This window comes from Cyanobacterium aponinum PCC 10605 (assembly GCF_000317675.1).
Classification (GTDB): domain Bacteria; phylum Cyanobacteriota; class Cyanobacteriia; order Cyanobacteriales; family Cyanobacteriaceae; genus PCC-10605.
Window position 1 is genome coordinate 1,699,153 of the sequence record NC_019776.1, and the last position, 16,051, is coordinate 1,715,203.

A 16,051-nucleotide genomic window follows, 5' to 3' on the forward strand; every position below is an offset into this window, starting at 1 on the left:
CGAAAAAAGAGATTTACATAACCGTAATACTACTTAAATTGCTATATAAAGTTTTTGTAAAGACGAAGTTATTGCTTGGAATTTTTTGGTGGGTCAATTATTAAGTTCAACTATTTTCTAAAAGCCTGTATTGACCCCCCCTTATTAAGGGGGGGTGGGGGGATCTCAAGAGCTTTTTCGATGGCTTGACAAACACCTTCAAAAGAGTGAATCACATCATGATTAGTAAACCGAATTACTTTTAATCCATAACTCTCTAAGATGGCAGTTCTAGTTAGATCATAAGCGATACCGTCATTTGTAAAATGGGTATCTCCATCAATTTCGATGACAATTGATAACTCCTACTGAATAAATTCCGAGGATTCTAAGCGTCTGCAGACCAATGGGATAAATCCACATTGCTTCGCTTTGTCTTAGCTGACCAGAGCCTAATTCTCTGGGGATGTATCAAAGCACCCATAGACACTCCATCAAGATTTACATTACTGAGAATACTTGACTTTGCGGTTACTTTTTTGCGGATAATATTAGCACTACCGTTGCAATCGGCATTGATATATAAGTTGTTAGCTGTACGGAACAATCCACGCTTTACTCTTTTTCCACTCGACTTCCAAATTTCGGGTTTTTCACCGTGAGTAGGGATGAAGTCTAAATCTAAAAAAGAAGCCTTGCTCGTATAGCTTTCTTCTTGTTCTATGAACTGAATACTGTACAACTCAGACAGATCTTTAATTCTGTCTTTTAATCTTGCTGTTGGAATAACTACAAACTTTTGATTTGTCTTTTTTCCCATATTTGCTTCTTGCTTTTGTCCTTGATTCCAACCAAAAACAATAGTACCTATATTATTTTGTAAGCAATGATTGATAACTATTCTAGCTGACTTATTAACAGCGTCTCTCATTTGACGGTTACGCTTTTCGGTTATTCTCATTAACCTTTTTGACCAAAAACCTTGTGTCCTATTCTCTTTCAGTATTGCTACTTTTTTGTTATACCAGTTATTCATTGATTTAACTTGTTTTCCATCAACTATAAAGCTAGTACCTACATTAGACACACAAGTTAGCCAGTTGTTAATTCCATGATCAATACCAAGTACATTGTCTTGGCATAAAGAAATTGGTTCTATTTTCTGCTCATACACAAATTCCAGATAAAAGCATCCATTTCGAGGTATTATTCTGTATTCCTTAATGTCTTTATAATTGAGATTAGAAGGCATTTGCAAATAAAAATGATCTATTCCAAACCATACTTTTGTTTGCTTTCCTAGAGTAAATTTTAGTTGGTTATTTTTTGCCAACTTAACCCACCTAGCAGGGTAAACCGCTTGATATAAACCCTTTTTACGATAATTCGGAAGTTTAGGTTTAAAGTGTAAATCACCCTTGTTAGCTTTACTTTTTAGAGTTTTATAGCTTGACATTCCCTCATAAACACTTCTCAATGTTTGTTGAGCTACGCAAGAGCGTAAAGCCCGATAATGAAGGTTAGTTTTTATTTCCTTGTCTAGCTCAAACTTAGTTATATAGCGATGCTCTTTAAAGTATATTTGTCTAGCATAATAAAGCCCGATGTTATAGAGTTTGTTCGCTTCAATGCAGATATACTCTAGTACAGACTTAGTATCTTTATCTGGGTTCAATAAAACTTGTTGGCTTCCATACATTTTCTTACTGTATATTAGTTATGTAGAATATATTAGCAAAATAAACAAAATAATGGAAGATTACCGCAGAAATCCTCACTCAGTAACTTTGTTAAATTATCATTTTGTCTGGTGTCCAAAAAGAAGAAAAGCAGTACTAAAAGGCAAGATAGTCAAACGTTGCCAAGAAATAATATTTGAGTTGTGTACAGAAAATGACTGGAGGTTAATTGCACTGGAAATTATGCCTGATCATATTCACTTATTTATTGAAACAAATCCTACTTACGCTCCATCTGTAATCATCAAAAGAGTGAAAGGTAGATTATCTCATCATTTAAGAAAAGAATTTCCTGAATTATTAAAATTACCTACCTTATGGACTCCTAGTTATTTTTGTTCAACCGCAGGTAATGCTAGTACAGAAACAATCAAAAAATACATAGAAAATCAAAAAGGTAAATAGGCAGAATAAATTCTGCGACGTTCGTTCTGCCATTCACTAAAGTAAATGGCTAATTCTCACTCTTCTTTAGGTTTTATTATAGCTTTCGTAATAAGAGGGAAATTGATATATTGCCACAAATATTTTCTATTCATCATCATATATAATTAAAGGAAATATATAATTAAAAGAACTTCACAAGCATCTTTAAGTAATTTAATCAGCAAGGTCAAATATTAGGAGATAAATAATTATTGAATCGTTAATTCTAATTGCCGATTAATCATAGATAATGAAATAATTGTTAATTGGCAACTAAAATAAAATATTATGGTAAAAGAAAGAACTATACCTAAATTTGATAGCTCCAAAGTTAAAATTAATAAAGAAGAAAGCCTCATGTATTATGAGGACATGGTTTTAGGGCGTATGTTTGAGGATAAGTGCGCTGAAATGTATTATCGTGGTAGAATGTTCGGTTTTGTTCACCTCTACAATGGACAAGAAGCGGTTTCTAGCGGTATCATTAAGTCTATGCGTCCGGGAGAAGACTATGTTTGCAGTACTTATAGGGATCATGTCCATGCTTTAAGTAGTGGTGTACCTGCGAAGGAGGTTATGGCGGAATTATTTGGTAAAGCGACTGGGTGTAGTAAAGGGCGTGGCGGTTCGATGCACATGTTTTCTGCCGAGCATAAGTTATTGGGCGGTTATGCTTTTATTGGTGAGGGTATCCCCGTGGCTTTAGGGGCGGCTTATCAAAGTATGTATCGTCGTAAGGTTTTGGGTGAGACTGATTTTGATCAGGTGACTGCTTGTTTCTTTGGGGATGGTACTACTAATAATGGGCAGTTTTTTGAATGTCTCAATATGGCGGCATTGTGGAAGTTACCAATTCTTTTTGTGGTGGAAAATAATAAATGGGCGATTGGTATGGCTCATGAAAGGGCGGCTTCTCAAACTGAAATCTATAAGAAAGCTAGTGTTTTCAATATGGAGGGTTATGAAGTCGATGGAATGGATTTATTGGCTGTTAGAGATGTAGCACAAAAGGCGATCGCACGAGCAAGGGCAGGAGAAGGACCTACTTTAATTGAAACTTTAACTTATCGTTTTCGTGGTCACTCTTTGGCTGATCCTGATGAATTGAGAGACCCGGCGGAAAAAGAATTTTGGAACGCAAAAGATCCTATTATTCAATTTGGTAAGTATATCACGGATAATAAAATTGCTACCAGAGAAGAGTTAGATGCGATCGATAAAAAAATTAATGCTTTGATTGAAGAAGCTGTAGAGTTTGCGGAATCTAGTCCTGAACCCGATGGCTCTGAATTATATCGTTATGTTTTTGCTGATGATTAACTAACTTTGATGGGGTTTTATCAATAAAATTTGAAAAAAGCTCCCAACTATATTTTTTTTCGCTATAATAGTTAGCGACTCCAAACTCCGAACTTCATTCCTAACAGGGGGCTTTATGCCCCCTCCCCTTTTGGAGAATAATTACTCTTTTTTTGGTTAGAGTGTCTATTTTTCACTACAAAGACACAAAAAATTGTTCTTAAGTTTAGATGGGTTCTAAATAACAGATCTTTTTGCGATCGCCTTTTTGCTTGAATCGATTATTTTAACTCCGAACTCTTTAGACTTCGATCGAATTCGGGCTATAAGCCCGAACTAAGCGGGAAAAATGCTAATTTTTGGAGATGTCTTTTTTAATTAACCGCACCTCTTAATTCTTCTGCGTTGATGGATTTTATAAAGTATAAACCGAGTAAATTAAAGAAAATGGCAATTTGTAAGGGAAGTTTTCTCAATGCTTTGATGAAATTGGGCTGATTGCTTTCATCAATTTTAGACATCTGCAAGTTATATTCAGAACATTTTTCCAAACCTGCGAAAAACTTGGGATGGTTGGTGTCTAATATGACGGGAAAGGCTTTTGCCGCAGTGTTGTTAGTCTTTTCGATGACTTGGCGATCGTACTCTTTGGCATCTAAACCAACGGATTCGTAGAAATCCTCTCTTTCATGTACCGTTAAGGTGTGGGTTGCAAATACGGATAAGAGGAAGAATTTTGACCATAATTTTGCCTGCCATCCTTGCCACATGGAAAATTGAGAGCGTAATAAGGCGTTAAAAATGTCACCGTGACGGCTTTCGTCTTGACACCAATGCTCAAATTTTTTGAAAAGGGGATAGAACTTGTATTGAGGATTTTTCTCTAAGTGACGATACATTAAGATATAACGCCAATAACCGATTTTTTCAGATAAATATACAGCATAAATCACCCATTCAGGCTTGAAAAAGGTATAAACTCTATTTTTGGTCAAATATCCCAAGTCTAGGGAAATATTAAAATCACTCATGGCTTTATTTAAAAATCCTGCATGACGGGCTTCATCCCTTGCCATTAGGCTAAAAATTTCGGACAGTAAGGGGTTTTTGTCCTTGATACGGCGAGAAATTTCTTTAAAGAGGATAAACCCAGAAAATTCGGAAGTACAGGATCTTTCAAGGAAATCGATAAAAGCGGATCTTGTTTGTTCATCTAAATGATCCCATGTTTGTTCAAATTCTTCATCTCTAACGAAGTGATTGCGATTATAGTCGTTTTTCATCTCCTGCAACATCGCCCGTAATTCTTTCTCTTGGGCGGAAATGTCCATTTCTGCGATCGCTTTAAAGTCAGTGGTATAAAATCTAGGAGTTAATAAAGTTTCTTTTAATTCTTTCTTTTTATCACTTTTAGGTTTAATTGCGGTTGCAGTCATCTTTAATCTCTTTATTGTTATATTTTGTTTTTATGATTTTAACCCAAAAGAAAAATCTATGCACTAATGTTTACATTACTTAATTTGAATTTGGAGTAAGGAATGGGGTATTGGGGCTATTAGCTGGGAAAAACATAGAAAACATAAAAGGAATTAAATAAAAACTGACACCTGAAACCTGATACCTCTTAATTCTTCTTTTTTTCATATGAAGTTTTATTAAGCAAGGATGACATTATTGGTATCATCACTTTATAGTTATGAAAAGAATGTTTTAACCAGTCCAAAAATAATATGAGCAGTTTAGTCAACCAACCTTTAATCAACAACGATACAAAAAGAGTTTTACCTCCTAGCGATGCCCGTGAGAAAGCAAAGCGTTTTGTAATGGATTTACAAGACAAAATTTGTCAGGGATTAGAAGAAATTGACGGCAAAGCTCGTTTCCGTGAAGATAAATGGGAAAGAGAGGAAGGTGGAGGTGGCCGCACCAGAGTTATTCGTGATGGCGGTATTTTTGAGCAAGGTGGTGTTAATTTTTCTGAGGTTTGGGGTGATACTTTACCTCCTTCTATTTTAATGCAACGTCCTGAAGGAGCAGGTTATGGATTTTACGCTACAGGTACTTCTATGGTGTTGCATCCTAAAAACCCTTATATTCCTACGGTTCACCTCAACTATCGTTATTTTGAAGCAGGTCCTATCTGGTGGTTTGCTGGTGGTGCAGATTTAACTCCTTATTATGCTTTTGAAGAAGATGCTATTCATTTCCATCAAGTTCATAAAGATGCGTGCGATCGCCATCATAAAGAATATTATCCTACTTTTAAGCGTTGGTGTGATGAATATTTCTACTTAAAACACCGTAAGGAAGCCAGAGGAATTGGTGGTATTTTCTTTGACTATCAGGATGATAGCGGTATTCTCTACGCTGGTTCAAATGCTGATGGGGAAGCCAATGCTTACAGCGAAAAAGTAGGCAAAGTGTCTCGTAATTGGGAAGATTTATTTGCTTTTGCTCAAAGTTGTGGGGATGCTTTCTTACCTGCATATTTACCCATTATTGAGCGTCGTCGCAATACCGAATACGGAGAAAGAGAGCGCAACTTCCAATTATACCGCCGAGGACGTTATGTTGAGTTTAACTTAGTTTATGATCGTGGTACAATTTTTGGTTTACAAACCAATGGGCGCACTGAGTCGATTTTAATGTCTTTACCTCCTCTCACCCGTTGGGAATACTGCTACACCCCTGAAAAAGGTTCACCTGAAGCTCGATTAACCGATTATTTCTTGACGGGCAGAGATTGGGTTTAGGGTTTGAATCGGCTTCAATTGTCATGAGTCAACGTTGGGAAGTAATAATTAATAAGTAAAAGTAATAATTATATCGAAAAAGCATATTTCAACTAAATAGTTAAAAATTTTAGGAGGCGAATCTTAAGTTTATTGCCTCTATTTTTTTGTGGAATGTTATATTAACAAGAGATTTACTATTAAGAGAAATAATATTATGAATAATAACTTTTTTGATCCTGGTCAAAACTCTGGCAATGTTAATGATTTTTCTGCAGATAATGAGGTAGAAAAAATATCTCCACAGAAAAAAAAAGAAATTCAAAAATTGTTTATAATACTTTTAGCTATTGGTTTAGTGATTGGCATTTTTACCGCTTGGGGAGTGGTGACTATAATGAATAATTTTGGTTTAACAGAAAAAACAAATCAGTTTGAAAAATTCCACGGAAATTGATTTAATTATGATTATTAAAATATAGTAATTATTAATAATTTTGCGATAAATTAATGGCTAGAAAAATATCAGATATATTGAATATTTAAATATTTCTTGCTTACAATAAAATAATTAATATGGTTCTTCAGAGTGTGGTTATGATAAATTAAGAGAAACAGGACTTCCATAACCTTTATTGAATAATGTTTATAGTAAGAGAAAAACTAAAAGTTTATAAATTATTATTTAATAATCCCCTATTGCCTCTTGCCTACCAAACATCAATAATTTACATACTCAAACTGATAGAGCCATTAATATAAATTAGATTCAATTTGCATATATGTCTATTTCTCCTATTTTACAAGCGAAAAATATTAGTTTGCTGACTAAAATTCATCAGAATCATTTGTTAGATAATATTTCTTTTGATGTTAATGAAGGGGAAAAAATTGCTTTAATTGGTGGTAATGGTGCAGGAAAAAGTACTTTATTAAAAGTTTTAAATCATTTATGTACTTCTAGTAAAGGAGATTTATATTTTCGAGGAAAATTGGTTCATCATTGGGATGTTTTAAAATTTCGTCGTCAGGTAATGTTAATTCCTCAAGAGTCGAAGTTATTGGGGATGAATGTAAAATCTGCTTTGAGTTATCCTTTACAACTTCAAAGTTTATCGGAGAAAGAGATACAAACAAGACTAATATATTGTTTACAGGAATTTAATTTCATTGAGTCATGGTTAGAAAAAAGAGAGAATGAGCTTTCTTTGGGACAAAAACAATTAGTTGCGATCGCACGTGCTATAATTATGCAACCTTCGGTTTTATTATTAGATGAACCTACTTCAGCCTTAGATAAGGGTAATGCCCATTGGTTGAGAGAAAAATTACAAGTTTGGAATGAAGAAAAAAAGATGACAATTATTGTTATCAATCATGATTTGGAGTGGGTAAAAAATTTTGCTCAAAGGGTAATTTGGTTGGATAAAGGTAGAATAAAAAAGGACTTAAGTGCTAAATTAGTAGATTGGGAAATGATAGAAAAACATCTACTAATTTTAAATCAAGAGATGAATATTGATGAGGATTTTTAAAAGCACTTTATTGATGTAAGGTAGGACAAAACCATAAATATGAGTAACTTAGATTTAGTTAATCCAGAAGAATCAGTTATCCTAATTGTTGATGATTTGAAACAAAATTTAAAATTATTAAATATTATACTTGAATCGGCACATTACCAAACCAGTTTAGCCCTCAGTGGAAAAGATGCGTTAGAGAGATTAAAAGTTTTAAATCCCGACTTAATTTTATTGGATTTAATGATGCCAGATATTAGCGGTTTAGAAGTTTGTCGCCGTATTAAATCTAATCCTGAATATGAAGATATACCAGTAATTTTTCTTACGGCTAGTGTTGAAGAAAATCATCTCATAGAGGCTTATAGTTTAGGGGCAAATGATTATGTAAATAAGCCCTTTCGTAAACCAGAATTACTAGCAAGAATTAAAACTCAATTAACTTTAAGAAAACAAAGCAAGTTGATTCAAGAATTATTAGAAAAAATAGAGTCTTTACAAAATTCTCAACATAATAAATAGAGTTTAGTTTGCTAACTTATTAATTGTTGAAAAAATAGAATCTAATACCTACTATTGGATACTTAAAAACCACCCAAATCCTAATGTAGTTATAGAAAAATAGGATTATTTAACTAAAGCTAGTAAATCCTCCTCTGTTATGGTTTTTATTCCTAGTTTTTGAGCTTTTTCTAATTTAGAACCTGCTTTTTCTCCTACTACTACAAAGTCAGTTTTTTTACTAATACTGCTAGTAACTTTTCCCCCCGCAGACTCAATAATTTGTTTTGCTTCTTCTCTTTTTAGGGTTGGTAATGTTCCAGTTAAAACAAAGGTTTTATTAAATAATTGCTGATTAGTTTGTTTGTTTTTTGTATCTATGGCTAAACTAAAATTGAGAGTTTGTAGTTCACTAATTAATTTTTGATTTTCTGGCACTTTAAACCATAAAAATACAGCATTTGCTATTTCTCCACCAATGCCATAAACAGATTCTAATTCTTCTTGAGTTGCCTTGGCTAAATTATCAATGTTTTCAAAATTTTCTGCCAAGATTTTTGCATTTACTTGCCCTACGTAACGGATTCCTAAACCATATAAAACCCTAGCAAAAGGTTGTTTTTTGCTCTCTTGAATAGCTTGTATTAGTTTTTGTGCTAATTTTTCCCCCATTCTATCTAAGTCAACCAATTGAAATGGAGTTAATTTATATAAATCTGCGATCGAATTTACTAATCGATATTCCATTAAAGAGATAATAATTTTTTCTCCTAAACCTCTTATGTCCATAGCATCTCTGGAAGCCCAATGAATCAGATTACCTCGAAGAATGGCGGGGCAAGAAGTGTTAACACAACGAAGTATCGCTTCGGCTTCAGGTTTGACGAGGGGTGAATTACACTCAGGGCAATGAGTAGGCATTTGGAAGGGTTGAGTATTTTCTGGTCTTAATTCTGTTAAAACCTCTATTACTTCAGGGATAATCTCTCCTGCTTTGCGAATAGTCACAGTATCCCCCACTCTAATATCTAATTCTCGCACTCGATCGCCATTATGTAAAGTAGCTCTTTGAACTGTTGTACCTGCTAACTGTACAGGCTTCATTATTGCCATGGGAGTTACTGCCCCTGTCCGTCCAACGTTGACGATTATTCTTTCTACCACTGTCGGAACTTCTTCGGCGGGATACTTAAGTGCGATCGCCCATCGAGGAAATTTTTGAGTAAAACCTAGTTGATTTTGTAAAGAAAAAGAATTTATTTTAATGACAACTCCATCCGTCATATATGGCAAATTGTGACGATTTTTTTCCCAATAATCAAGATATTTTTTTACAGCTTGTAGGTTATTAAAAACTTGATAGTTAGGATTAACTAAAAAGCCGATTTCTGTTAGATATTTTAATACTTGCTCCTGAGTATCTAGGTTATTATTTTCAGGTAAAATATGAGCATTGTAAGCGAAAAATTGTAACTTTCTGGCACTAACAATATTTGGATCTAATTGTCTCAATGTTCCTGCCGTCGCATTACGAGGATTAGCAAATAAATTTTCTCCTAATTTCTCTCGCTCCTCATTAATTCTAGTAAATTCATCTAAGGGTAAAAAAGCCTCTCCTCTTACCTCTAAAACTTCAGGAGGATTATCTATTTGTAGGCGTAAAGGAATAGAGCGAATAGTTCGTAAATTATTGGTTATATCTTCTCCTGTAACTCCATCTCCCCTTGTTAAACCTCTTACTAAAATACCATTTTCATAGGTTAAAGCTATGGCAGATCCATCTATTTTTAATTCGCAAACATAGGCAAATTCTGGAACATTATTTAATTGTCTTTGCCAACGATTTTCCCACTCTTTTAGTTCTGCAAAATTAAAAGCATTATCAAGACTATAAAGGGGAATATTATGGGGTATTGAACTGAATTGATTGCTTAATTTATCTCCCACTCTTTGAGTAGGACTATCAGGAGTTATTAGACTAGGATATTGATTTTCTAGGGTCAATAATTCTCTGTATAATTGATCATAAACAGAGTCTTCCATGATGGGATTATCTAATACATAATAAGCATAACTAGCCTTTTGTAATTGCTTTTTTAGATCTATTATTCTAGTAATAATTTCTATAGGAATATTGTTCATAAATTAAGAATAGCAATCGCTTAGTTAGGTGTTAGGTGTTAGGTTTCAGGTGGCAGGTTTAGGGGAGTAATGAGTAATTATCAACTATTCACCCCAACACTATTCACTAATTGGGTTTCCATTCAATGGGATTGACTCCATAATAATTACTTAACTGATTATAAAGTAAAGGATGATAAGCCGCTAATAATTTGGATTTGAGAAAAAAGGCTTCCGTAACCACAGCGAAAAACTCTGCCATGTTAGTTGCACCGTAGGGATCAATAATGGTTATTCTACCTTTGTGAACTGCCTGATAGTGCTTTTCGTATTCTTTTTTTAAGATTTCCCCCCAAATAAGAGTTTCTTGGAGGTTGCTTAGTCGTGGTACTCCTGTCGCTGTACCAAATTCTTGATCTAGTTGATGGGCAAATTCGTGTAGAATAACATTTTCAATCTGATGGGGTGATGATGATTGTTTGATGACTTCCTGCCATGAGAGAGAAACGACTCCATCTTTGCCTGATTTATTGCCTACTGAAGATTGCCCTGACAAGATTGCAGACATCTGCTCTCCTTTTTTTTGGACAATTAAATTAGGGTAAATATATATATATTTTAGGTAGGGAAAATAATTTCTTTTTTGTCTTTTATCTCCTAATAGTAATAAACAAGCCTGAGATGCGATCGCAAGTTTTGTTTCGATATTTACTGGTTGTTTGTCATAGGAAATAAATTCTTTTTCGTGAAGAAATATTTTAATATGACTATGTAATTCTTGCTTTAATTCTTGAGGAATAATTCGATAAAGATAAATATATTTAGATAAAAAATCAATCCATTCTTCTGGAAATGAGCTTTGTTTAAGAGTTTTTCTGCGGTAGTTAATTCTTATTTGTGTTTGATAATAATAAGCTAAAAAAGCCAAAATTAATGTAGTTAATAAAATCAGTTTTTCCATTATTTACTGCTTCTGAAATGCAGAATTTATTAATTATTTTTTGAACTAGAAATAGAATCATTATTAAAAACAGGAATGGTAAAATGAAACTCACTACCTTGATTTTTCCCTTGAGATTCTGCCCAAATTTTCCCACCCCAATTATTAACAATTTGGCGACAAATGGCTAATCCTAATCCTGTACCTCCGGCTGATCTTCTCAATGCTCCTTCTTCTTGGTAAAATCGATCGAAGACTTTATCGAGGCGATCGGGTTCTATACCTCTACCATTATCGGATATAGTAACTTTAAGGATATTATTATTTTTTTCCTCCACATTAATCACAATTTCACCGTTGCCATTGGTAAATTTACAGGCATTATCCAAAAGTTTGCTTAATACTTCCACTAACCACTCTCCATCGGCTTGTACTAGAGGTAAGGTTTGATTAATATTAATGCGAATTTTAGGCAGGGAATTTTTGTCTTTGCGAGAGCGAATTTGACATAAGGATAATTCGATACATTCTTCTAAGGATAAGGGTTCAGGATTCCATTCTACTCTACCACTTTCTAGTTGGGAAAGGGTTAAAAAGTCTTGTACTAATTTGCGCATTCTTTCTGCATCATGTAAAGCCGTGGTAAGCATTACCTGTCGTAACTCCTCAGACATATCGGGTTCATTGGCTAAACTTTCCAAGCATACTTGAATAGTAGAAAGGGGGGTACGTAATTCGTGACCTGTGATAGCAACAAGGTTGGATCTGGTTCTGTCTAAGGCTTCTAGCTGTTCGTTTAAGTCTTCTAAATGGGCGTAGGATTCCGCTTGAATTAGGGCTACTCCTACTTGAGTTGCGATCGCATCTACTAGGGCAATATCTTCAGGTTTCCAAGTAATGGGATTACTGTCACAATGATGCAATTCCATCATCCCTAATAGTTTACCCTGATAGAGAATGGGGACAATTAACCAAGAAACAATACAACAGCTTTTAATTAACTTGGATAATATAGTAGGGTCTTTCTGAATACGAGGATCAATGGTAACATCATCAATACTAATAGACTCTCGCAGAGAGAGAATTTCTTGAAAGAGAGGATTATTTTTTAAAGGCCATACTTCCCCCTTAACAGAATTGATATTTTCGTTGAGAAACTCATGATTAATATGAGCATTTAAGTCATTTTCCTGACAGCGATAGATTAAACAACGACATACCCCAAAACCCTCACCTAATTTATCCACAGCTACTTGCAAAATTTCTTCGGGATCAAGGGATCTGCGTATTGCACCTGTAACAGAATTTAATAACCTCTCTTTTTTTTCCTTGGCACTCAGGAAACGATTCGCTTTAATTAATTTGTACTGCCCTGCTTGTAAATAGGTGACTAACCTTTGCACAAAGGGATCAGGATTGATAATATTATTAGTTTCTTCTAAGGCACAAAAATCGGCACAATAGGATGCGATCGCATCTTGAATTTTGGCTTGTAACTCAGGGCGATACTCCGCAATTCGATATAAAAGAAGTTCAGCCGCCTTAACACTAATCTCTCGATCATAAGTCCAAATACCCTCAAAACGACGACTATTGTCCATCATCATTAAACTTTCAGAGGAATTTTCCGAGTTAGAGTAAGGTTTTTCCCGACAAATCAAACAATTAGCATAATTAGGACTGATGACAATTAAATGCCACTCCATTGTCAAACTATCATCAGGAGCAAAAGCTATTTTTTCATAGACATCAGAATTATGTTTAAATTCCGTCTCTGGTGCGGCTAAGACATAAACATGGCGAGACTTTTTCCCAATACGTAGGTAACGATGGGCTTCTTGACGATAAAACTTCTCTTTTTGAAAACTAGCAATGATTAAAGCCTCTTCATTTCCTGCTAAAACTTGATCCTCCATAGCGTGGGAAAGGGCAGTCAGAGATGACTTAAAGTACATCTGCAAGCGCCGATCAGGAAAGAATTGTAATAACTCTGTAATGATCGAATTTTGGTTACTCATCGAATCAATTAGGGTGATTTATTATGCTTTAATTATTGCCGAATTCAGGGTTTTAACTAACCAAGGGTGAATATTTAGGCACTAAAGTATTTACTCATCATCTATCCTACTATTACTTGGTTATCACTGCTTAACTATTAAGTTTTGTAAAGCGGTCACTGAAGATGCTCCCAATGCGATCGCACCAGCATTCAGAAATGGATAATAATTAAAGGGCAAGGAGCAAAACCCCCTTTATCCCCCCTCGAGAGGGGGGAGGGCAAAGGTGAGTGATTGATGATTAATAGACATCTGGTAGAAAATATTAATATAGGCTCGTAGGGGCATAATACATTATGCCCGTAATGGCTTGGTTCCCTTATTTTGAGAATTGTGGTCGATGTCTAATATATTCACGGTTGGGCATAACTTGATCTCGGTGAGGATAGGCAACAGTTTTTTTGAACTATAAATTATGACTTTAGGTCGTATAATTAAAAAGTAAGTATTTTGAGCTGAAACTAGGTTAATTAAGCATCATAGTGTAACAATATTAACAGCACAAAAGCCGAAATATTAACTCAATGCCTGAATTTTTAAGCTCTATTCCCGATAGTCCTCTAACTACTTTTACTATTTTACTTCTAGTTATTCTCACTATTCCCCCTATTTTTGAGCGTATCAAATTACCCGGATTAGTTGGATTACTTTTTGCTGGGGTGGTTTTTGGCAGTGACGGGTTAGGTTTATTGGATTACAAAAGCGAATCCATGAGTCTTTTAGCCGATATTGGAAAAATTTATTTGATGTTTGTGGCGGGTTTAGAAATTGATTTAGAGGATTTTCGCAAGAACAAAAATCGATCGCTCTTTTTCGGGTTTAGTACTTTTTTTGTACCTTTAGTATTTGGTACAGCCTTGGGATTAGCCTTTAACATGGGTTTGAATGCCTCTATTTTAATTGGCTCACTTTTAGCCTCTCATACTTTGTTGGGCTATCCCATTGTCAATCGTTTGGGGGTTGCGGGAAATGAAGCAGTTGTTATCACCATTGGGGCAACTATTTTCACAGATATTGGAGCTTTATTAGTTTTAGCGATTTGTCTTTCTATTTATGGAGGAGATTTTACCCTTGCTAGTTTGATTTTACAGTTATCCAGTTTAGCCATTTATTGTGCCATTGTTTTGTATGGATTCGATCGCGCTGGGAAAGAATATTTCCGCCGCACAGGAGATGAAGAAAGTAATCAATTTCTATTTGTTCTATTAGCCGTATTTTTGGCTTCAGTGGGGGCTCAATTAATTAATGTAGATCAAATTGTCGGTGCATTTTTAGCGGGTTTAGCTGTTAATGATGTGGTAGGAAATGGTCCTGTTAAGGAAAAAATTGAATTTGTGGGTAGCACCCTATTTATTCCCTGTTTTTTCGTTTCTATTGGTTTAATCCTGAAAATATCTGATTTTGCGACTATTTTTAGCCAAGATTTATGGCTTACTTTAGGCATCGTCATAACACTATTTCTGAGTAAATTTATCGCCAGTTTAATCCCCAAAGTCTTATTCGGTTATAGTTGGGATCAATGTTTGACTATGTGGTCTTTATCTCTCCCCCAAGTAGCCGCCACCTTAGCCGCTACCTTAGCAGGTGTTAATGCAGGGGTGTTATCTCCTTCGGTATTTAATGGGGTGATTGTGATGATGTTAATTACTTCCGTTAGTGGACCGATTTTAACCAGCAAATTTGCCCGTAATCTATTTCAATCAGAAGTCGATACAAATTTAATAGAAAATAGTAATAGTCGCTCTCTACAGTTATCCAATAACTATCAACATTCTTTCATCAATGAGCAGTATCGCACAGTCATAGTTTCCATCGCAAATCCTCAAACAGAAAAATCCCTAGTAGAAATGGCTTGTATTCTAGCAGGAAATGAAACAGGTTTAGTTATCCCCCTATCCATTGTCAAAGCTCATGTTCACATGGATGAACCTGAGTTGGATTTTGCCTTTCATAACAGTAATCAGTTAATTAATAGGGCATTGCAATATAGTAAACAATTTTCAGTATCAGTCAAGCCCATTATTCGCATAGATGACGACTTAGCCGAGGGAATTAGTCGCACCGCCAAAGAAAATAAAGGCAGTCTTATTGTCATGGGATGGAGTCCCACTAGCACCATTCAAGCTCGTTTATTTGGCAATTTAATAGATAACGTTTTTTGGTCTTCTCATTGCCCTGTTGCCGTTGTCAAAATGTTAGACGAGCCTACCCATCTACGCAAAATTCTTGTACCCGTCAAAAAAATTGATCTGAAAACCCTAAATGCGATCGCACTAGGCTGTATTTTAGCGGAAAGTAACCAAGGAACTATCACCTTACTTCATGTATATGATCGCCACTTAAGCAAAAATAACATCGAAAATTTTAAAAACGCCCTACACTTAGGAGTACAACAAATAGCTCCAAAAACATCTGTTACAATCAAAACTCTCCGTTATTCAGACCCCGCAGAAGCAATCATTCATACCGCCCATAAACAAAATTTTGACCTCGTAATTTTAAGATCCATTCGCCGACGCACTGCCGGAGGACTAGCTGTAAGTGATGTTACTACTGAAATTATCAAAAGTCTTACTCGCTCAGTAATTATATTTGGCGAGCCTCATTGATTACAACTTAATTTCGTATGAGTTTGGGATAAATTTTTATCTATGAGTGAATAGTGAATAGTGTTGGGGTGAATAGTTGATAATTACTCGTTACTGGTTACTCATTACTCCCTTAAACCTGACACCTG

General features: G+C 34.9%; 13 protein-coding genes. 7 read left to right on the forward strand and 6 right to left on the reverse strand.

The features are described from left to right. Positions 1-110: 110 nt before the first annotated feature. Both CYAN10605_RS18130 and CYAN10605_RS07105 read right to left on the reverse strand, forming a co-directional pair. Complete coding sequence (locus CYAN10605_RS18130; protein WP_083887248.1) at positions 111-335, reverse strand: endonuclease domain-containing protein; 225 nt, start codon at positions 333-335, stop codon at positions 111-113. Positions 336-367: 32 nt separating this feature from the next. Continuing rightward, a complete protein-coding gene (locus tag CYAN10605_RS07105; RefSeq protein ID WP_015219259.1) occupies positions 368-1,678 on the reverse strand; it encodes an RNA-guided endonuclease InsQ/TnpB family protein in 1,311 nt (436 codons plus the stop codon). Between the two features lie 49 nt (positions 1,679-1,727). On the opposite strand from CYAN10605_RS07105, the gene tnpA reads away from it, so the two are divergent. Further along, the gene (tnpA, locus tag CYAN10605_RS07110) at positions 1,728-2,123 is read left to right on the forward strand and encodes an IS200/IS605 family transposase (protein ID WP_083887276.1); all 396 of its coding nucleotides are present in this window, start codon (positions 1,728-1,730) and stop codon (positions 2,121-2,123) included. A 309-nt stretch (positions 2,124-2,432) separates the two neighbouring features. Beyond that, positions 2,433-3,464 (forward strand): pyruvate dehydrogenase (acetyl-transferring) E1 component subunit alpha, encoded by a 1,032-nt coding sequence (gene pdhA / locus CYAN10605_RS07115; protein ID WP_015219261.1) that lies wholly within the window; start codon positions 2,433-2,435, stop codon positions 3,462-3,464. Between the two features lie 353 nt (positions 3,465-3,817). On the opposite strand, the gene acsF is transcribed toward pdhA, so the two are convergent. Further along, positions 3,818-4,879, reverse strand: a complete 1,062-nt coding sequence (acsF, locus tag CYAN10605_RS07120) for a magnesium-protoporphyrin IX monomethyl ester (oxidative) cyclase (protein WP_015219262.1) — start codon at positions 4,877-4,879, stop codon at positions 3,818-3,820. Between the two features lie 294 nt (positions 4,880-5,173). On the opposite strand from acsF, the gene hemF reads away from it, so the two are divergent. The 4 genes from hemF to CYAN10605_RS07140 all read left to right on the forward strand — a co-directional run bounded on the left by hemF (position 5,174) and on the right by CYAN10605_RS07140 (position 8,217). Further along, positions 5,174-6,196 (forward strand): oxygen-dependent coproporphyrinogen oxidase, encoded by a 1,023-nt coding sequence (gene hemF / locus CYAN10605_RS07125; protein ID WP_015219263.1) that lies wholly within the window; start codon positions 5,174-5,176, stop codon positions 6,194-6,196. A 196-nt stretch (positions 6,197-6,392) separates the two neighbouring features. Then, a complete protein-coding gene (locus CYAN10605_RS07130) occupies positions 6,393-6,632 on the forward strand; it encodes a hypothetical protein (protein ID WP_015219264.1) in 240 nt (79 codons plus the stop codon). Between the two features lie 325 nt (positions 6,633-6,957). Beyond that, on the forward strand, positions 6,958-7,710 hold the full coding sequence (locus CYAN10605_RS07135; RefSeq protein WP_015219265.1) for an ABC transporter ATP-binding protein: 753 nt from the start codon (positions 6,958-6,960) through the stop codon (positions 7,708-7,710). A 39-nt stretch (positions 7,711-7,749) separates the two neighbouring features. Next, positions 7,750-8,217, forward strand: coding sequence for a response regulator (locus tag CYAN10605_RS07140; RefSeq protein WP_015219266.1), 468 nt, complete (start codon positions 7,750-7,752; stop codon positions 8,215-8,217). Positions 8,218-8,322: 105 nt separating this feature from the next. Here the strand turns inward: CYAN10605_RS07140 and ligA are convergent, their stop codons facing one another. From ligA to CYAN10605_RS07155, 3 genes are all read right to left on the reverse strand, one after another. Further along, entirely contained in the window at positions 8,323-10,338 is a 2,016-nt protein-coding gene (ligA, locus tag CYAN10605_RS07145) for an NAD-dependent DNA ligase LigA (protein ID WP_015219267.1), read from the reverse strand. Positions 10,339-10,444: 106 nt separating this feature from the next. Then, positions 10,445-11,278 (reverse strand): M90 family metallopeptidase, encoded by an 834-nt coding sequence (locus CYAN10605_RS07150; RefSeq protein ID WP_015219268.1) that lies wholly within the window; start codon positions 11,276-11,278, stop codon positions 10,445-10,447. Between the two features lie 29 nt (positions 11,279-11,307). Further along, positions 11,308-13,275 carry a DICT sensory domain-containing protein gene (locus tag CYAN10605_RS07155; RefSeq protein ID WP_015219269.1) on the reverse strand — a complete coding sequence of 656 codons (1,968 nt, stop codon included), beginning with the start codon at positions 13,273-13,275 and terminating at the stop codon, positions 11,308-11,310. Between the two features lie 563 nt (positions 13,276-13,838). Here CYAN10605_RS07155 and CYAN10605_RS07160 point away from each other — a divergent pair. After that, the gene (locus CYAN10605_RS07160; RefSeq protein WP_015219270.1) at positions 13,839-15,923 is read left to right on the forward strand and encodes a cation:proton antiporter domain-containing protein; all 2,085 of its coding nucleotides are present in this window, start codon (positions 13,839-13,841) and stop codon (positions 15,921-15,923) included. The last annotated feature ends 128 nt before the right edge of the window (positions 15,924-16,051 follow it).